General features: G+C 39.1%; 19 protein-coding genes. 13 read left to right on the forward strand and 6 right to left on the reverse strand.

The window, feature by feature from the left end; genetic code table 11:
• Positions 1 to 13 precede the first annotated feature (13 nt).
• From cvpA to JEP36_RS06900, 3 genes are all read left to right on the forward strand, one after another.
• On the forward strand, positions 14 to 505 hold the full coding sequence (gene cvpA, locus JEP36_RS06890; protein WP_023581692.1) for a colicin V production protein: 492 nt from the start codon (positions 14 to 16) through the stop codon (positions 503 to 505).
• Positions 506 to 535: 30 nt separating this feature from the next.
• Positions 536 to 2,053 (forward strand): amidophosphoribosyltransferase, encoded by a 1,518-nt coding sequence (gene purF / locus JEP36_RS06895; RefSeq protein ID WP_075670606.1) that lies wholly within the window; start codon positions 536 to 538, stop codon positions 2,051 to 2,053.
• Positions 2,054 to 2,172: 119 nt separating this feature from the next.
• Entirely contained in the window at positions 2,173 to 2,754 is a 582-nt protein-coding gene (locus JEP36_RS06900; protein ID WP_198619761.1) for a UbiX family flavin prenyltransferase, read from the forward strand.
• Between the two features lie 216 nt (positions 2,755 to 2,970).
• Here JEP36_RS06900 and JEP36_RS06905 read toward each other — a convergent pair whose 3' ends face one another.
• Complete coding sequence (locus JEP36_RS06905) at positions 2,971 to 3,876, reverse strand: TIGR01777 family oxidoreductase (protein ID WP_198630023.1); 906 nt, start codon at positions 3,874 to 3,876, stop codon at positions 2,971 to 2,973.
• Between the two features lie 66 nt (positions 3,877 to 3,942).
• Positions 3,943 to 4,557, reverse strand: a complete 615-nt coding sequence (locus tag JEP36_RS06910; RefSeq protein WP_109374109.1) for a glutathione binding-like protein — start codon at positions 4,555 to 4,557, stop codon at positions 3,943 to 3,945.
• 198 nt (positions 4,558 to 4,755) lie between these two features.
• Between JEP36_RS06910 and yfcD the strand changes: the two genes are divergently transcribed.
• On the forward strand, positions 4,756 to 5,298 hold the full coding sequence (yfcD, locus tag JEP36_RS06915) for an NUDIX hydrolase YfcD (RefSeq protein WP_099073791.1): 543 nt from the start codon (positions 4,756 to 4,758) through the stop codon (positions 5,296 to 5,298).
• Here yfcD and JEP36_RS06920 read toward each other — a convergent pair.
• Positions 5,295 to 6,341, reverse strand: coding sequence for a LacI family DNA-binding transcriptional regulator (locus JEP36_RS06920; RefSeq protein ID WP_109374110.1), 1,047 nt, complete (start codon positions 6,339 to 6,341; stop codon positions 5,295 to 5,297). The genes yfcD and JEP36_RS06920 overlap by 4 nt on opposite strands.
• A 227-nt stretch (positions 6,342 to 6,568) precedes the next feature.
• On the opposite strand from JEP36_RS06920, the gene JEP36_RS06925 reads away from it, so the two are divergent.
• The 4 genes from JEP36_RS06925 to alr all read left to right on the forward strand — a co-directional run bounded on the left by JEP36_RS06925 (position 6,569) and on the right by alr (position 10,012).
• Entirely contained in the window at positions 6,569 to 7,012 is a 444-nt protein-coding gene (locus tag JEP36_RS06925; protein ID WP_198619763.1) for a PTS sugar transporter subunit IIA, read from the forward strand.
• 29 nt (positions 7,013 to 7,041) lie between these two features.
• On the forward strand, positions 7,042 to 7,329 hold the full coding sequence (locus JEP36_RS06930) for a PTS sugar transporter subunit IIB (protein ID WP_196533829.1): 288 nt from the start codon (positions 7,042 to 7,044) through the stop codon (positions 7,327 to 7,329).
• 10 nt (positions 7,330 to 7,339) lie between these two features.
• Positions 7,340 to 8,596, forward strand: a complete 1,257-nt coding sequence (locus tag JEP36_RS06935) for a PTS ascorbate transporter subunit IIC (protein ID WP_196533828.1) — start codon at positions 7,340 to 7,342, stop codon at positions 8,594 to 8,596.
• 192 nt (positions 8,597 to 8,788) lie between these two features.
• Complete coding sequence (gene alr, locus JEP36_RS06940; RefSeq protein ID WP_109374113.1) at positions 8,789 to 10,012, forward strand: alanine racemase; 1,224 nt, start codon at positions 8,789 to 8,791, stop codon at positions 10,010 to 10,012.
• Between the two features lie 72 nt (positions 10,013 to 10,084).
• Here alr and JEP36_RS06945 read toward each other — a convergent pair whose 3' ends face one another.
• The 3 genes from JEP36_RS06945 to ackA form a co-directional block, all read right to left on the reverse strand.
• Positions 10,085 to 10,228, reverse strand: a complete 144-nt coding sequence (locus tag JEP36_RS06945) for a Hok/Gef family protein (protein WP_109374114.1) — start codon at positions 10,226 to 10,228, stop codon at positions 10,085 to 10,087.
• Positions 10,229 to 10,627: 399 nt separating this feature from the next.
• Positions 10,628 to 12,772 carry a phosphate acetyltransferase gene (gene pta, locus JEP36_RS06950; protein ID WP_109374115.1) on the reverse strand — a complete coding sequence of 715 codons (2,145 nt, stop codon included), beginning with the start codon at positions 12,770 to 12,772 and terminating at the stop codon, positions 10,628 to 10,630.
• Between the two features lie 77 nt (positions 12,773 to 12,849).
• Positions 12,850 to 14,052 carry an acetate kinase gene (gene ackA / locus JEP36_RS06955; RefSeq protein ID WP_109374116.1) on the reverse strand — a complete coding sequence of 401 codons (1,203 nt, stop codon included), beginning with the start codon at positions 14,050 to 14,052 and terminating at the stop codon, positions 12,850 to 12,852.
• A gap of 392 nt (positions 14,053 to 14,444) precedes the next feature.
• Between ackA and yfbV the strand changes: the two genes are divergently transcribed.
• The 5 genes from yfbV (at position 14,445) to JEP36_RS06980 (ending at position 19,615) form a co-directional block, all read left to right on the forward strand.
• Positions 14,445 to 14,900 (forward strand): terminus macrodomain insulation protein YfbV, encoded by a 456-nt coding sequence (yfbV, locus tag JEP36_RS06960; protein ID WP_198630024.1) that lies wholly within the window; start codon positions 14,445 to 14,447, stop codon positions 14,898 to 14,900.
• 139 nt (positions 14,901 to 15,039) lie between these two features.
• Entirely contained in the window at positions 15,040 to 15,534 is a 495-nt protein-coding gene (locus tag JEP36_RS06965) for a YfbU family protein (protein ID WP_088495118.1), read from the forward strand.
• 53 nt (positions 15,535 to 15,587) lie between these two features.
• Positions 15,588 to 16,250 carry a sugar phosphatase gene (locus JEP36_RS06970; RefSeq protein WP_198619764.1) on the forward strand — a complete coding sequence of 221 codons (663 nt, stop codon included), beginning with the start codon at positions 15,588 to 15,590 and terminating at the stop codon, positions 16,248 to 16,250.
• A gap of 109 nt (positions 16,251 to 16,359) precedes the next feature.
• Entirely contained in the window at positions 16,360 to 18,189 is a 1,830-nt protein-coding gene (locus JEP36_RS06975) for an SLC13 family permease (protein ID WP_151435577.1), read from the forward strand.
• A 190-nt stretch (positions 18,190 to 18,379) separates the two neighbouring features.
• On the forward strand, positions 18,380 to 19,615 hold the full coding sequence (locus JEP36_RS06980) for a hypothetical protein (RefSeq protein WP_198630025.1): 1,236 nt from the start codon (positions 18,380 to 18,382) through the stop codon (positions 19,613 to 19,615).
• Positions 19,616 to 19,622 lie beyond the last annotated feature (7 nt).

Raw genomic sequence — 19,622 nt, forward strand, 5'->3', positions numbered from 1 at the left:
GGATAAAGAATTTATGGTCTGGATAGATTACGCCATCATTGCCATTATTGGTTTTTCCGCATTAGTCAGCCTGATCCGTGGCTTTGTTCGTGAAGCATTGTCACTCATCACCTGGGGTTGTGGTTTCTTTGTTGCTAGTCAGTTTTATCCTTATCTTGCCGTCTATTTTACCCGGTTTGAAGATGAGCTGGTTCGTAACGGGATTGCAATAGTCACGTTATTTATTGCGACACTGATTGTCGGTGCTGTTGTGAATTATGTGATTAGCTCTCTTGTTCAACGCACAGGGTTATCAGGTACAGATCGTGTATTGGGGGTCTGTTTCGGGGCTTTAAGAGGCGTGCTGATAGTTTCAGCATTACTTTTTGTTTTAGGCGCATTTACGCCTATGGCAGATAGCGCTGATTGGCAACGTTCTGAGCTTATTCCTCAATTCAACCATATTATTAGGTGGTTCTTTGACTACCTGCAAAATGCGTCAAGTTTCGTGTCGGAGAGAATATAACCTCTCCGTCTGGCTGATGAGGATCTATTCATGTGCGGTATTGTCGGTATCGCTGGAGCTAATCCAGTAAACCAATCAATTTATGATGCGTTAACGGTGTTACAACACCGAGGTCAAGATGCAGCAGGCATTGCAACAATAGACGGTAACAACGGTTTCCGTCTTCGCAAAGCGAACGGACTGGTTAAAGATGTATTCGAAACCCGTCATATGTTGCGTTTAAAAGGTACTATCGGGATAGGGCATGTCCGTTATCCAACTGCGGGTAGTTCTAGTGCATCAGAAGCGCAGCCTTTTTATGTGAATTCACCTTTTGGTATTACGTTGGCGCACAATGGTAATTTAACCAATGCGCATTTATTACGTCGCCAATTATTTGAAACAGCACGTCGCCATATCAATACCACCTCTGATTCTGAAATCCTGCTCAATGTATTGGCATACGAATTAGACCGTTTTGACCATTTCCCGCTTGAGCCTGATAATATTTTTGCAGCCGTTGCGGCAATGCATAAAAAACTCCGCGGGGCTTATGCTTGTGTTGCTTTGATCATCGGTCATGGCTTACTGGCTTTTCGTGATCCCTTTGGTATTCGCCCTTTAGTATTGGGTAAACGTACCTTAGAAGATGGTCGCCATGAATATATGGTCGCATCTGAAAGTGTTGCGCTTGATACTTTAGGTTTTGAATTTTTACGTGATGTTGCACCGGGTGAAGCGGTTTATATCACAGAGCAAGGACAACTCTTTACTCGCCAATGTGCTGAAAATCCGCAGTTAATGCCTTGTTTGTTTGAGTATGTTTACTTTGCTCGCCCTGATTCCTTTATCGATAAAATTTCGGTTTATAATGCGCGTTTACGCATGGGGCAGAAATTAGGCGCTAAAATTGCCAAAGAATGGGATGATTTACACATTGATGTTGTGATCCCAATCCCTGAAACATCTTGTGATATTGCCTTAGAAATTGCGCATATTCTCAATAAACCTTATCGCCAAGGCTTTGTAAAAAATCGCTATGTTGGTCGTACCTTTATTATGCCGGGTCAGCAAGAGCGTCGTAAGTCAGTTAGACGTAAACTGAATGCAAATCGCGCAGAGTTTCGTGATAAAAATGTTCTGTTGATTGATGACTCTATTGTCCGTGGCACAACGTCAGAGCAAATTGTCGAGCTCGCAAGAGAAGCGGGTGCGAAGAAAGTCTATTTTGCCTCAGCTGCGCCAGAAGTTCGCTTCCCTAATGTGTATGGTATTGATATGCCAAATGCCAATGAGCTTATTGCTCATGGACGTGAAGTGGATGAAATTCGTAAATTAATTGGTGCTGATGGACTTATTTTCCAAGATCTCACTGATTTAATCGCCGCAGTACAAGAAGAGAATCCTGATATTAATCAGTTTGAATGTTCTGTATTTGACGGTGTTTATATTACGAAAGATATCGATCAAGATTACTTGGATTATTTAGAAAATCTACGTCGTGATGATGAACATAAAATTCGTGATCAGAATGAAATAGAAAATTTGGAAATCTATAACGAAGGCTGATTTTTCGGTAAGATACCTTCCTTATAAAGCGTCGATGCCAGTGTGTTCTGCATCGACGCTTGTTTTTTGAGGGTTAATCATCATAATGATTAACAAAGGTATATATTCTGAGGATTATAATGAAAAAGCTGATAGTTGGGCTAACAGGTGCCAGTGGTGCAATTTACGGTATACGTTTATTAGAGATACTAAAATCTGTGCCGTCAGTTGAAACACATTTAGTGATTAGCCAAGCTGCACGCCGTACGATTTCATTAGAAACTGATTATTCGCTAAAAGATATTCATGCTTTAGCGGATGTGATTTATGACGATCGCGATATTGGCGCATCTATCTCTTCAGGATCGTTTCGTGTCAATGGAATGGTCATATTACCCTGCTCAATCAAAAGCCTGTCAGGTATTGTTCATAGCTATACAGATACCTTAGTCACTCGCGCTGCGGATGTGGTATTAAAAGAAGGGCGTAAGTTAGTATTATGTGTGCGTGAAACGCCACTGCATTTAGGTCATTTGCGATTAATGACACAGGCTGCTGAGTTAGGCGCAGTGATTATGCCACCAGTACCTGCCTTCTATTTTCAGCCTAAAACGATTGATGATATTGTTAATCAAACAGTAAATCGTGTACTTGATCAGTTTGAGATTGATTTACCTGATGATTTATTTCAAAGGTGGGAGGGCGATAAGCCCACTCGCTAAGTATACTCGTCATACTTCAAGGTATAGCGTTGTTGACTGCGTTTATTCGCACTAGTCACATACTGATGTATGCTCCTAGGCGTTTTTTCAAGGAATAGATTCACTTGTCGCCTAGCTGCATCTTGAATTATTTAGAGTATTTACTCGTCATACTTCAAGTTGCAGCGTTGTTGACTGCGTCTATTCGGTAGAATACCTAATTCGAATTAAAAGAGATTATTTTCCAGTGGTAATAATATCTTTTAATGCCTCTTCTAATTGTGGATAACGGAATTCAAAGCCTGCATTGAGTAATTTTTCAGGAATGGCTTGTTGTCCACCTAATACTAATGTCGCGCTTTCTCCCATCACTAGACGCAATACACTTTCGGGAACCGTCATTAATGCTGGGCGATTAAAAGCTTTTCCTAATAGGCGAGTAAACTCTTTATTTTGTACTGGGTTAGGTGCTGTTAAGTTAAAAGCGCCTTTAGCATCTTGGGTCTTAAGCAAGAAAACAATCGCACTGACCATATCATCGATATGTATCCACGGCATATACTGTTTTCCGCTCCCTAATTTGCCACCTAATCCTAATTTGAAAGGTTTGCTCATTTTAGGCAGTGCGCCACCGAGAGTTGAAAGTACAATCCCTGTACGCAACAAGCAAACTCGTGTTAATGGTGTTTGAGCTTCAAGCGCGATACGTTCCCATTTTGCACAGAGTTCATGTGTAAACTCAGGATTTGCTGGCGTCTCTTCTGTAACTCGTGTATCACCTTGATCGCCATAAAAACCTACTGCGGAGCCAGAAATGAAAACTGCTGGAGGAGAATCGCTAGCTTTAATCAAATCAACCAATTTCTGGGTTAAATGACAACGGCTATTAACCAGTTTTTGCTTTTGAGAGGGAGTCCAACGGTTATCAGCAATAGGTTCTCCAGCAAGATTAATAACGGCATCAAACTCATTAAGATTTTGTTTATCGTTGAGTTGAGTCCAGCAGGTGATTTCATTACAAAAATGCGAATAAACTTTTTGAGGCGAACGAGAAAGCACCGTAATATCATTATTGGCGAGCGCAAGCTCACAAACTAATGCTTTGCCAATTAATCCTGTACCACCTGTGATAAGTATTTTCATCACAATCCTCCTGATCTACTTGCTTGATAAAGAATAAATATCATCCTGATATATAAATTGCTTATATTAGCTAAAGAGTTTTTTCGTAGCTGGGCGTTGGTTAATGTTGTTTAGCCATTTATCAATTGCGGGATAATTTGCTAAATCAATATTGTGGTGATCGTGCAGACGAGCCCATGTATATGTGGCGATATCCGCAATGCTGTACTCTTTGCCCCCAAGGTAAGGTGACTGCGCTAACCTTTTCTCTAATACACTATATAAACGCTGTGTTTCTTCAGTATAACGTTTAATCGCATAAGGGACTTTTTCTGTGGCATAACGGGTGAAGTGATGATTTTGTCCCAACATTGGGCCAAATCCCCCCACTTGCCAAAACAGCCATTGTAGTTGTGTTGTTTTTTCTCGTAAATTTTGACTGAGCAATTTGCCACTTTTTTCAGCTAGATAGATAAGAATAGCACCTGATTCAAAAATAGAGATAGGCTCACCACCATCAATAGGTGAATTATCTACAATCGCGGGAATTTTATTATTGGGTGAAATTGCTAAAAACTCAGGTTTAAATTGATCGCCTTTACTAATATCGATGCGATGTAACTGATAAGGTATGCCTGTTTCTTCAAGAAAAAGCGTTATTTTTTGGCCATTTGGGGTATCTGCATAATATAAGTCAATCATTAAAAGCTCCAAAATAAAGTAGGCACTAAATAGACAATATAATCACAGTCTGCCTTTTAACATCATAAAAAGCAAAAAAGCGCAAGATGGATAAAACAAGTCACGTATGATTATTGTAGTGGTGAAAAATAGTGATTTTGGTATATTCAGGATAAAAATTACGATCGTTTAGTATCGGTTAAAAAAGGTTTGTTGAGGATGGAACAAGAAAAGACGGCATTGGTTGAATGGGTTGATATTGTTGATGATAAAAATGAAGTCGTTGCACAAGCAACACGTCAACAAATGCGAGCTGAAAATCTAAGACATAGAGCAACTTATATCGTTGTTCATGATGGAATGGGGAAAATCTTGGCGCAGCGTCGAACTGAAATAAAAGATTTTTATCCTGGTTGGTTAGATGCTACTGCGGGTGGTGTGGTTCAGCAAGGTGAGAATTTACTTGAAAGTGCGCGTCGTGAAGCTGAAGAAGAGTTAGGTATTGCTGGAGTCCCTTTTGCTGAGCATGGTCAATTTTATTATGATGATGAAAGTTGCCGTGTATGGGGAAGCTTGTTTAGCTGTGTTTCTCATGGACCCTTCGCACTGCAAGCAGAAGAAATTGAGGAAGTGTGTTGGTTAACTCCCTCTGAAATTACTGAGCGCTGTGATGAATTCACGCCTGATTCATTAAAAGCCCTCTCTCTTTGGTTAACACGTAACAACAGTACACGCCTAGAAAGTAGAGAAACTGTGGACTAAGGGGTGCTTTGCCCTAACTCAAATCGATAAGCATAGTTGATAACGGTATCTTCGAATATAGCGTTATCATCTTCGTCTCTTAAACGTTGTAAAAGTGCTATCAGATGTTTTCCTGCCTCTTTTCCCATTTTGTGATAATCAAAACGAATTGATGTGAGAGAAGGGGATATCTGATCACTATTTTCAGAGCCTTCTAAACAAGCGATAGCCAGATCTTGTGGGATCTTAATTAATCGACGTTGACACTCAAAAATCATACCTAATGCAATACTCTCATGGCTACAAATGACCGCATCTAGTTCGGGTTGGCGCAATAAAATCTCTGTTAATGCTTGTCGACCGTATGCCATAGATGCGGGATCAGGTGTAGTGACACTTTGCTCAGCATTTAAATAATTTTTGAGTAACGCTCGTGACCAACCGGTTATTTGCTGGTGGTGCAGGCGTTGTCCTTGTAACGCACCAATATAGCCAATACAACGCTTTCCTCGGGTGACTAAATGGTTTGTTAAATCATATGCCGCTTGCTCATAAGAACAATCAATACTAATAGCGGCTTGTTCATCTGGTTGGCTGGCAACGCTGACAACAGGCACATTGGCATTACTGATATGCAAAAAATGAGTTGGGCTAAGCTGTGAACCAAAGACAACTAATGCGGCAGGATTACTTTGCAACAGCATATTAATCACATCACTGGCTTTATGAGGTTGATGCTCATAGCAACCCACTAAAATTTGATATTGATGGCGATTGAGTATTTGTTGTAAAGATTGCATAAAATCTGCACTGGCTCTATCTGTGAAGGAGGGCAACAGTACCGCAATAATATGACTTTGTGCTGAAGCTAAAGCACCTGCCGAGGCATTAGGAATATAGCCAAGTTCCTCTACGGCTTGATTAACTTTTTCTCGTAACTTATCAGAAACTAATTCAGGGGTTCGCAATGCACGAGAGACGGTCATTGATCCGACTCCTGCATGTTTAGCGACATCTTGTAATGTGACGCGACCTGTATTTCGGCGCTTACGTGTTTTGATCATTTGTTATTATGCTTGCCTAGCCTATTTTATTAACCGCAGATCCTACCTGAAATCTTCCTATTATGCTGAAACAATACAGTGTCAATTGTTGGCATTTTCTGCAATTAACATTTCATTAAAATGATAGCGCTATCACAATTACGAATGATCTATCTAGATAGCGCTACCATTAATGATTACTATCCTTAATAACGAAGCTCATAGAGAGTCTTATCGAGGTTGCAAGTATGCTTAAAACGTTATTAACGCCCGATGTGGTGCAAGTGGTTCCAAACGTTATCGATTGGAGAGATGCAGTCAAAGTGGCATGTCAGCCATTGATTGATAAAGGTTGTATTGAACCTCGTTATATCGATGCAATTTACAAATCACACGAAAAAATAGGGCCATATTATGTTTTAGGCCCCGGTATTGCGATGCCTCATGCTCGTCCTGAAGATGGTGTTAATCAACTTTCTCTTGCATTAACGATTGTTGAGCAAGGTGTTGAATTTGGTGCTGATGAAAACGATCCAGTGAAATTACTGATTGTTTTGGCTGCAACAGATAACGATAGCCATATTAATGCCATTGTGAAATTAGCCGAACTTTTTGATAACGATGCAGATATTCAAAAGCTATTTAATGCGAAAAGCAAAACGGATGTATTAGCCGTTATCAACAATTATTAATGACGATTTAAATTACCAAGGGGAATATCATGAAAATTACAGTTGTGTGTGGAAATGGTTTAGGTAGTAGCTTAATGATGGAAATGAGCATCAAAAGTATCCTAAAAGATATTTCTGTGAATGCAGAAGTAGATCACGTTGATCTGGGATCAGCAAAAGGCACACCAAGTGATATCTATGTAGGTACGCGTGATATTGCAGAGCAACTCAATTCACAAGCGGTAAATGGAAAGGTTGTTTCATTGGATAACATGATTGACAAAGTAGCGATGAAAGAAAAACTTTCTGTCGCATTACGTGAATTAGGCGCGTTATAAGGAGCCTATCATGGACTTTTTCCGCTTTCTAATGAGTGATGTGCTTTCAGAGCCAGCCATTTTAGTGGGTTTGATCGCATTAATTGGTTTAATCGCCCAGAAAAAACCAGTGACAGAATGTATCAAAGGCACCGTAAAAACCATTATGGGTTTTGTTATTTTAGGTGCAGGTGCAGGGTTAGTTATCAACTCACTGGGTGATTTCTCAACAATTTTCCAACATGCATTTGGTATTCAAGGCGTTGTGCCAAATAATGAGGCGATTGTCTCTATTGCACAAAAAAGCTTTGGTAAAGAGATGGCTATGATTATGTTCTTTGCCATGTTGATTAATATCTTAATTGCACGTTTAACCCCGTGGAAATTTATTTTCTTAACGGGTCACCATACTTTATTTATGTCTATGATGGTGGCGGTTATTCTGGCAACCGCTGGCTTAGAAGGTACAGTATTAGTTGCGGTAGGTTCATTAGTTGTTGGGATTTCAATGGTGTTTTTCCCTGCCATTGCTCATCCTTATATGAAAAAAATTACCGGTTCTGATGATGTGGCATTAGGACACTTCTCGACTATCTCTTATGTTGTTGCTGGTTTTATCGGCAGTAAATTTGGTAATAAAGAGCATTCAACCGAAGAGATGAATGTGCCTAAAAGTTTACTATTTTTACGTGATACGCCTGTTGCCATCGCCTTTACAATGGGTATTATTTTTATCATTACGTGTTTATTTGCGGGCGATGCTTTTGTTCGTGAAGTCAGTGGTGGCAAAAACTGGTTTATGTTCTCATTGATGCAATCCATAACCTTTGCAGCAGGTGTTTATATTATTCTGCAAGGTGTACGTATGGTGATTGCTGAAATCGTTCCAGCATTTAAAGGTATTTCTGATAAGTTAGTCCCTAATGCAAAACCCGCTTTAGATTGTCCAGTGGTGTTCCCTTATGCTCCTAATGCGGTATTGGTCGGCTTTTTAAGTAGCTTTGCCGCTGGCGTTATCGGTATGTTCATTCTTTATGCCTTAGATTGGACGGTGATCATTCCAGGTGTTGTTCCTCACTTCTTTGTAGGTGCAACAGCGGGGGTCTTTGGTAATGCAACCGGTGGACGTCGTGGTGCTATTTTAGGTGCCTTTGCTCAAGGTTTATTAATTACCTTCTTACCTGTATTCCTCTTGCCTGTGCTTGGCGATATCGGTATTGCTAACACTACATTTAGTGATGCAGACTTTGGTGTTATCGGTATTCTGTTAGGTATTATTGTTCGCTGATTGTTTTAAGAATTAAGATAGATAAACGCCTCATTGAAATTAATTCATTGGGGCGTTTTTTTATGTGAATTTATATGTTTATTTTGTGAATAATAATGCTATTATCCTGAGTGAATATTCACTGTGTGTATATTTTCGTACCTAATTAATTATAAAAATAGGTTTACATCACAATCACTAAGGAAAAAGAAGATGTCTTTTGGTATTCGATATCTTGCGTTGTTACCACTTTTTGTTATCACTGCTTGCCAACAACCGATTAATCACAATCCTCCCGTGACTCAAACGGCGCAGGTTCAACCTGCAATCGTGAATAACTCATGGATTGAAATCTCACGTAGTGCGCTCGATTTTAATGTGAAGAAAGTACAATCACTTTTAGGTGATAAATCCTCTCTTTGTGCTGTTTTAAAAGGCGATGCATATGGTCATGATTTATCATTAGTTGCACCTGTTATGATTGAAAATAATGTGCAATGTATTGGCGTAACGAATAACCAAGAGCTAAAAGAAGTTCGTGATCTAGGATTCCAAGGCCGTTTAATGCGTGTACGTAATGCCACAGAGCAAGAGATGGCTCAGGCAACAAGCTATAACGTGGAAGAATTGATTGGTAATTTAGATATGGCTAGAAAATTAGATGCCATTGCTAAACAACAAAATAGAGTGATCCCTATTCATTTAGCTTTAAATTCAGGTGGAATGTCTCGTAATGGATTAGAAGTGAATAATAATGCAGGGCTTGAAGAGGCGAAGCAAATTGCTCAATTAGCTAACCTTAAAGTGGTTGGCATTATGTCTCACTATCCTGAAGAAGATGCTGATAAAGTAAGAGAAGATCTTGCTCGTTTTAAACAGCAATCACAAAAGGTATTGGATGTTACAGGACTAAATCGTAAAGATGTCACTCTGCATATGGCAAATACGTTCGCCACAATTACCGTACCTGAATCATGGCTAGATATGGTGCGTGTGGGCGGAATTTTCTATGGCGATACTATCGCAAGTACAGATTACAAACGTGTTATGACGTTTAAATCGAATATTGCTTCAATCAATTATTATCCTAAAGGTAATACTGTTGGTTATGACCGTACTTACACACTAAAACGTGACTCGGTATTAGCGAATATTCCTGTCGGTTATGCAGATGGCTATCGCCGCGTTTTTAGTAATGCAGGGCATGCTTTAATTGGTGGCCAACGTGTGCCTGTTTTAGGTAAAACGTCAATGAATACGGTGATTGTTGATATTACAGATCTTAAAAATATCAAATCAGGGGATGAAGTCGTGTTCTTTGGTAAGCAAGGTAATAGCGAAATTACAGCTGAAGAAGTTGAAGATATCAGTGGTGCATTATTTACAGAGATGTCGATTTTATGGGGTGCAACCAATCAACGGGTATTAGTGGATTAAAGTAGGGTGCTTGTAACCACAAAACGCAACAACGTGTGATGAGAAATTGTGGGGGAAAATTCCCCCACAAAGCTATTTATCGCAAGATAAAGTCGCTTGAACTACTGTATGACCACTACGAATATTGAAAGAGCATAATCTTTCATGTCTAAGTAATGATAAACACAGTGCTGTCACACAGACAGCAATCAGCCCCATCAGGGCAAATTTAGCCATTTCTCTTGACACTCCTTTATAAAGGAGACAGAATCAAGTTGTCTGGTTTGAGACTGCCTCGGATTTTAATAAAATAGAATTCGGGGCTTTCGTCTTTTTGGCTCTCACTAATGCTTGAACCAAAATGATCCAAGCACCCACCTGCATACTAACAGAAACCTACCCCATTTCTATCTTTTTTTGAATAAAAACAATATAAATAAACGATTAAAATCAATATGTTAGTTGTATTTGTATTGGGAGTTTATATGCGAGATTTTTCTTGATTCTCCTTTATAAAGGAGACAGAATCGACGTTGACACTGCTTCGAATTTTAGTAAATTAAAAATCTGTAGAATAAAAAAACGCCAGATGAAATCAATCATCTGGCGTTTTTTATTTGAAGCGAACTTCAGTAATTATGCGTTTTCTTGTTGGCTTGCTTGAATTGCTGTTAACGCAACGGTGTAGACGATATCATCCACTAATGCACCACGAGAAAGGTCATTCACTGGTTTACGCATACCTTGTAACATTGGTCCGATTGAAACCAAGTCAGCTGAACGTTGTACCGCTTTATAAGTAGTGTTACCGGTGTTCAGATCAGGGAAGATAAACACAGTCGCTTTACCTGCAACAGGTGAATTTGGCGCTTTAGATTTAGCAACGTCAGCCATAACAGCCGCGTCGTATTGTAAAGGACCATCAATCATCAGATCAGGGCGTTTTTCTTGTGCTAAACGTGTCGCTTCACGAACTTTCTCTACATCGCTACCTGCACCAGAGTTACCAGTAGAATAAGAGATCATCGCAACGCGTGGGTCGATACCGAATGCAATTGCAGAATCTGCAGATTGAATTGCGATTTCAGCCAGTTGTTCTGCTGTTGGATCTGGGTTAATTGCACAGTCACCATAAACATAAACTTGTTCAGGTAACAGCATAAAGAACACAGAAGACACTAATGAGCTACCTGGTGCAGTTTTGATTAACTGTAATGGTGGGCGAATAGTGTTAGCGGTAGTATGAACAGCACCAGAAACTAGGCCATCTACTTCACCTTTTTCCAGCATTAATGTGCCAAGAACAACGTTATCTTCTAACTGTTCACGAGCAACAACCTCTGTCATACCTTTGCTTTTACGCAGTTCAACTAAGCGAGGCACATAGATTTCACGGACTTCTTTAGGATCGACTAACTCAATGCCTGTACCTAATTCAACACCTTGTGCAGTTGCTACACGACGAATTTCTTCAGGATCGCCTAACAGTACGCAAGTTGCGATACCACGTTCAGCACAAATTGCTGCAGCTTTGACAGTACGTGGCTCATCACCTTCAGGTAAAACGATACGTTTTTTCGCTTTACGTGCTAGTTCTGTTAACTGATAACGGAATGCTGGTGGTGATAGGCGGTTAGGGCGTTCAGAGTTCGCTGTCAGTGAATCAATCCATTGTGTATTGATATGTTGAGCAACGTAGTTCTGAATTTTTTCAATACGTTCATGGTCATCAGCAGGAACTTCTAAGCTAAAGCTTTGCAGATTTAAAGAGGTCTGCCAAGTGTTCGCACTAACCATAAAGATTGGTAAGCCAGTTTCAAATGCACGTTCACAAAGTTGTTTGATTGGTGCATCGATTTGGTAACCACCTGTTAGTAGGATTGCACCAATTTCAACGCCATTCATTGCTGCAAGGCATGCTGAAACTAATACATCAGGGCGATCCGCTGAAGTCACTAAAAGTGAACCAGGACGGAAATGCTCTAACATGTGTGGAATACTGCGTGCACAGAAAGTAACAGACTTAATACGACGGGTTTCAATATCGCCTTTATTGACGATAGTCGCATTTAAGTGTTTTGCCATATCTGTTGCACGAGTGGCGATTAAATCGAAGTTCCATGGAATGCAACCCAGTAAAGGCAGTGGGCTATTTTTTTCGATGGTTTTTAAATCGACATTAGAGATAATCGCTTTACTTGAATCATCAAAGATTTCAGATAAGTCAGGGCGAGTACGGCCTTGATCATCAACAGGTGCATTTAGTTTGTTAACAATAACGCCTGTGATATTTTGGTTTTTTACACCGCCGAATTCAGCACGCGCAAATTCGATACGCTCTTTTAGCTGTTCAACAGTGTTGTTACCTAATGCAGTAACGAAAACAATTTCAGCACCTAATGTTTTTGCAATTTCATAGTTTAATGATTGTGCAAAAGGGTGCTTACGCATAGGTACCAGACCTTCGATGAGAATAACTTCTGCATCAGCGGTGTTTTCATGGTATCTAGCAACAATTTCTTCCATCAAAACATCTTTTTGGTTTGAGCTGAGTAGAGACTCAACATAATCCATGTTTAAAGGTTCTGATGATTGAATAGTGGAGTGAGAGCGGATAATCGCAGTTGTCTGATCTAACGCGCCTTTTACACGAGGTTGTGCAATTGGTTTGAACACGCTCAGGCTAACGCCTTTTTGTTCCATAGAACGGATAACACCCAAGCTGACGCTGGTTAAACCTACGCGTGTATCAGTTGGGACTAGCATAATTGTACGGGACACGGAAACCTCTTTAAATATCGGTTGCTCGTTATGTAAAACAGTACTGCCAGTATTACACTGGCAGTACATCAAAGAACTTAAGCGGTCAGGCGACTTGCGTCCTGAGCGATAACTAACTCTTCGTTAGTTGGGATAACAACAGCAAGACGGCTGTTATCGGTAGTGATAGTGCCTGATTTACCGAAACGTGCATCTAAGTTACGTTGATGATCAACTTCAAAACCTAACAGAGCCAGTTTTTTCAGTGATAATTCACGTACCATTGCTGCGTTTTCACCGATACCACCAGTAAAGATAATAGCATCTAAACGACCTTCCATCAGTGCACAGTAAGAACCGATGTATTTCGCTAAACGATGGCAGTAAACGTCCATTGCACGTTTAGCATCTGCTTTAGTGTCGTAGTTATCTTCAACATAACGGCAGTCACTAGTGACTTCAGTTAAACCTAATAAACCAGATTCTTTAGTCAGCAGTTTGTTGATGTCTTCAACGCTCATGCCTAAAGCATCATGTAAATGGAACACGATAGCAGGATCGATATCACCACTACGAGTACCCATGACTAAACCTTCTAATGGAGTCAGCCCCATAGAAGTATCAACACATTTACCATTAACGATAGCAGAAACAGAACCACCATTACCTAAATGGCAAGTGATTACGTTCAGCTCATCAACAGGTTTGTTTAACATTTTAGCGGCTTCACGAGAAACGAAGAAATGGCTAGTTCCGTGAGCACCATAACGACGGATGCTGTGATCTTTATATAAGCTGTATGGCAGAGCATACAAATAAGCTTCTTCTGGCATTGTTTGATGGAATGCAGTGTCAAATACAGCAACCATTTTTTCAATTAAATGAGGGAATGCTTTACGTGCTTCTTCAATACCAATAAGGTGAGCTGGGTTATGCAATGGTGCAAATGGGATTGCTGCTTCAATACCTTTGATAACGTCGTCAGTGATCACGACAGATTTAGTGAATTTCTCGCCACCATGAACAATACGGTGACCAATAGACGCGATTTGTGCAGAAAGTTCTGGTTTTTGAGCCAGAATAGTATTTACGATGAAGTTTAATGCTTCGCTATGAGCAGCGCCTGCGCCTAACGCAGCTTCGTGTTTCTGGCCATCCATTTTCCATTTCAGGCGGGCTTCAGGAAGGTTGAAGCATTCAGCCAAACCTGACAGGAATTCATCACCATTTTCTGGGTTGATAATTGCAAATTTAAGAGAAGAACTACCGCAGTTCAGTACCAGCACCAGCTTACTTGACATGGAATTACCTATTTATCTTGTTGTCGTAGTGTCTTTTATATTATAAAGACGGTGGTTAATAAAACGTCAATCATAAAAGCCTATCGCATTCCTATGATGACATTAATGACGCGCATCATGCTTAAAGTAAAAAACTTGATGCTAATTATAGTTGCCAATCATTAATTGGACGATTTTTATTCACCCATTAACTTTTCGCGTTAAAATCGGCGAAAAGGGTTGAAAATCACGCCGGCAAACAAAATATAGCGCTTTATTGCCACAAAGCTTTAGAATGGGCACAGGATACAGAGTAAAGGCAACAAAGACAAAATATACTTAATTCTACTAAAAGATTTTTATTCTTTATAGATATTTTTTAAAAGTTACAAAAGAAATTGATTGAGGTCATTATGAGCGAACCGACAGTGACTCCCCCCGGCTTTTTTAAGAAGCTTCGTTTGGGTAACGAGTATTTAAAAACCTGGCCGGTTGAAAAGCAGTTAGCGCCTGTTTTCCCTGAAAATCGTATTGTCAAAGCCACGCGCTTTGGTATTCGCTATATGCCACCTATCGCCATTTTTACAATGACATGGCAAATCGCATTAGGCGGCAATTTAGGGCCAGCAATTACAACAGCGCTCTTTGCTTGTAGCTTGCCAATGCAAGGATTATGGTGGTTAGGCAAGCGTGCAGCAACGCCTCTTCCTGCTACGTTATTGCGCTGGTTTTATGAAATTCGTGAGAAATTTGAAGAAGCAGGTATCGCTTTAGCCCCTGTAGAGCAAACACCGACTTACCTTTCTTTAGCCCATTTATTAAAACGTGTTTTTAAGCAACTGGATCGTTCTTTTCTTGATGATGTGTAGAACATTTGTTCTACCTTCTTCGTTTGTCATTATTGTCATCTGAATTACCCCGTTGAGATCAAAAAACGCGTAGTTAGCACTACTCAATACTTTTGATTAATGTCATGCTCTCCTCAATGATTTCTTTGGAGAATTAATGATGGAAATGACACACGCACAACGCTTGATCCTCTCTAATCAGTATAAAATGATGACTATGATGGATCCTGATAACGCTGAACGTTATCGTCGCTATCAGACAATTATTGAACGTGGTTATGGATTACAATTACGTGAACTTGATCGTGACTTCGATGAAATGTCAGAAGAGACTTGCCGTACCATTATTAACGTCATGGAAATGTACCATGCACTGCAAGTTTCTCGTGATAACTTAAAAGAACAAGAGATGCCAGATGCTCGACGTGTCGCATTTATAGGCTTTGATGCGGCGACAGAATCCCGCTATCTTAGCTATGTGCGTTTTATGGTGAATACAGAAGGGCGTTACACGCATTTCGATAGTGGCAGTCATGGTTTTAACTCTCAAACACCAATGTGGGAAAAATACCAAAGAATGCTTAATGTTTGGTTAGCGTGCCCTCGCCAATATCACCTTAGCGCCGTTGAAATCCAGCAAATACTTAATGCGTAATTGCAGTACATAATAGTTAACGCATCACTATAAGGTAAAAGTAGGCATAAAATATGGCAATCACATGTAAAGGTTTTCTGTTTGATTTAGATGGAACATTAGTCGATTCATTACCAGTTGTTGAACATTGTTGGGCGTTATTTGGTGAGCGTGTCGGTGTATCAACACAAGAGATTAATGACTACATCCACGGAAAGCCTGCTATTGAGTCGATTCGCCATTTTATGCCTAATGCCACCGAACAAGAGATAACCGAGACATTTCGTTGGTTAGAGAAATTAGAATCAACACAAATAGAAGGTTTAGCCCCGCTTCCGGGGGCTATTGAGTTAATTAATCGCCTTAATGACTTAAATATTCCGTGGGCGATTGTCACATCAGGTACGGTTCCGATCGCAACAACACGCCAATCTGTTACGGGTATTCCAGAACCTAAGCATTGGGTTACAGCGGAATGCATTAGTAAAGGTAAACCTAATCCCGAGCCTTATCTTTTAGGTGCCAAAAAGTTGGGATTATTACCACAAGATTGTGTGGTTTTTGAAGATGCAGCTGCGGGGCTCTACTCTGGTTTAGATGCGGGATGCCAAGTTGTTGCCGTTCATGCCCCTCTTTCTCTCCCTCGCCGTAATGAGATTCATTTAATTATTGATTCTTTAAATGATATTCAAATCGAGAAGCAAGCTGAAAAAGTAATAATAACGCACAAAAGATAGTCTTTTCTTTGATCATATTAGAAGATTTATTGTTGTAAAAATGGTCTACTTATCAATGTAGTGAATTGATGTCTTAAACTGTTTTCACTTATTGCTGATCGAGGCCATTTTGAATAGCGAATTATTATGGGTTTTAAGCCTGCTATTGATAGCTATTGTCCTTTTTACGACCAACAAAATCCGCATGGATGTGGTCGCTTTACTTGTCATCATCGCATTCGTTCTTAGCGGTACTCTCTCATTAAATGAAGCCACGGTAGGGTTTAGCGATCCTAACGTATTACTTATTGCGGCCCTTTTTGTTATTGGTGAAGGGTTAGTGAGAACAGGTGTGGCTTATCAAATGGGGGACTGGCTAGTTCGTGTCGCGGGTAGCAGTGAAGTTAAAATGCTTGTGCTATTAATGATATGCGTTGCAAGTTTAGGTGCTTTCATGAGTTCAACAGGTGTTGTTGCCATCTTTATTCCTGTTGTATTGAGTGTTGCTGCTCGAATGAAAACATCGCCAGGTCGTTTAATGATGCCGTTAGGCTTTGCTGGACTGATTAGTGGATTAATGACCTTAGTGGCAACACCACCTAATATGGTTGTTAACAGTGAATTAGTCAGAGAAGGTTTACCGAGTTTTCAGTTTTTCTCCATTACACCTATTGGTATCGCCGTATTATTCGCAGGCATTCTCTATATGCTGGTGGTACGTCGATGGCTAGGAAATAACGATAATGGTAAGCAAAAAGAAGCTTATCGTCGGACTTTCCGTGATCTTATTCGTGATTATCAGTTAGCTGGGCGTGCTCGTCGTTTAGCCATTCGTAAAGGTTCTCCGCTAGTCGGTCATTCACTTGATGAATTACATTTACGTTCTCGTTATGGTGCAAACGTTGTCGGTATTGAACGCTGGAGGCGCTTTCGGCGTGTTATGGTTAGCGCAACGGGTGGTACTGAATTAAGAGAGCGTGATGTTTTATTAGTTGATATGTCAGCCAGTGATGTCGATTTACGTGAGTTTTGCCGTGAACAGCTATTAGAGCCAATGGTATTGCGGGGTGAATATTTTTCTGAACAATCTCGTGATGTAGGGCTTGCTGAAGTCTCCATGAATCCTGATTCCGAATTATTAGGCAAATCATTAAGAGAAATAAAATTTCGTACCCGTTATGGACTAAACGTGGTTGCTATTCGTCGTGAAGGAAGTGCTTTACCGGGTAAAATTGTCGATGAGCCATTACGCCTTGGTGATGTGTTATTGGTGATTGGTGATTGGAAATTAATCCGTATTCTTTCGACGAAACCACGTAATTTTATTGTGTTAAATTTAGCTGCAGAAATTGAAACTGTTGCCCCTGCTTCATCCCAAGCTCCTCATGCACTGTTTTCGTTAGCACTAATGGTGGCGTTAATGGTGACGAATGAAGTCCCTAATTTTATTGCGGCACTTATTGCCTGTTTGTTAATGGGTAAATTCCGTTGTATTGATATGGAAAGTGCTTATCGCTCTATTCATTGGCCAAGTATTATTTTAATTGTCGGTATGATGCCTTTTGCAGCCGCATTACAAAAAACAGGCGGTATAGAGCTTATTGTTAATGGTTTAATGGATGTTGCGGGTAGTGCTGGTCCTCAAGTGATGTTGGTGTGTTTATTTATACTTTGTGCATCAATTGGGTTGTTTATTTCCAATACGGCAACGGCGGTATTAATGGCACCAATTGCTATAGCTGCGGCTAACCAAATGAATGTTTCTCCACTACCATTTGCAATGGTGATAGGTGTTGCAGCATCTGCAGCATTTATGACGCCAGTTTCATCGCCTGTTAATACGCTGATCCTGGAGCCGGGTGGTTATAAGTTTGCCGACTTTATGAAGATTGGTGTGCCATTTACGGTTATTGTGATGTTGATTAGTGTCTTCCTGATCCCGCTATTATTCCCATTCTAAATATTAATACTTTTGTTTTGCTGAAACGCTGTTTGTTAATTAATAAACAGCGTTTTTTATTTATTGGGCGATGTTTTTTATTTGATGTATGCGACATATCTATGAATGTGTGTTTTCTGAAAATCTTTCTTAGAAAAAAAAGTATAGTCATATTATTGATCTGAAAATAATTTAATAAGAGAGACATATAATGTGTATAAATTCAATAAGCACCTCAAACAAAATTTTGATTCAGAATGATAAAAGTACTCAAGATGACAATAGAATAAGCACTATATCAAACAATAGTAGAGAGTTTAAAACTAATGGCAATAATCATACATCAAAAGAAAGTAACAAAGTATTAAGTAATAAAATAAAAGAGATAATAATAGAAAAAAATAGCCAGGGTAAATCAACAGCAAGAGTAAATAATAAAAATATTGTTTTTTCTAGTGAACATAATAAAAATTTGACTCAAAGTGTTAGCGATGATCTAAAACAGATAAAACAGGCTATTTCTACACGTCGTACTGTTTTTAAAGGATTGATCGCGAATAATTTGATGAATAATAAAGAAAGTGTGGGGAATGAGATATTATCAAAGTATAATAATTTTACTTCATTAGCACCTGAGTTTCATGATAAAGCATCAAAAGCAATGACTAATTTTTCTATTTCATTAGAATTAAACAATGCAGATGAAGCAATAATCTTTTCTATATTAGAAAATAATAATAAGAATGATTCTGTTGAGTATGTAAAGGATTATTTAAATGAGAAATACCAAGGATATATAGACGCTGGAAAAAATAAGTTGAATATCACTAATAGAGCGAAAAATATATTAAAAACAATGGAGTCAAATAAATTTGATAAAAAAATAGAAGGTCTTTTTGAACTTGTTAATGATTTTAAAAATAAAAATATTGTTAGAAATAAAAGTGATTTAAATACACATGATATTTTTCAAGGAATTGCTGAACACTATCTTAATGACAATAATATTCATGTTAATTTAGAACAAGCCGAAAATATTATTGAAAAAATGATCAAAGATAAAGGTTTAGAGTTTGCTGCAACATTAAACTCAGAAAAACGATTAGAGACAGTTAATTCGGCAATTGACCAAACATTAGATTATATGAAAGCACTAAAACTTAATGAAAATAAAAATGATATAATAATGCTTGCTATGGGAAAAACAAAAAGTATCAATAGAAGTAATGTATTTATTAGAGGTATGAAAGGAATAAGAAATCTAGTTATTGGTAAAGATAATAGCAAAATTGAGAGGCTAAATAAATTAACAGAAGGTTTGATCGTAAGTTTTGAATCCAATACATTGAAGTTTTTAGCAGAAAATATAAAGGAAATGGAAAATATAAAAGGTATGAATGATAAGGATATTAATCCTGATAAAAACGATGTAAAAAATGAAGATTGATTTATAT

This window comes from Proteus sp. PR00208, assembly GCF_016238545.1.
Lineage (GTDB): Bacteria > Pseudomonadota > Gammaproteobacteria > Enterobacterales > Enterobacteriaceae > Proteus.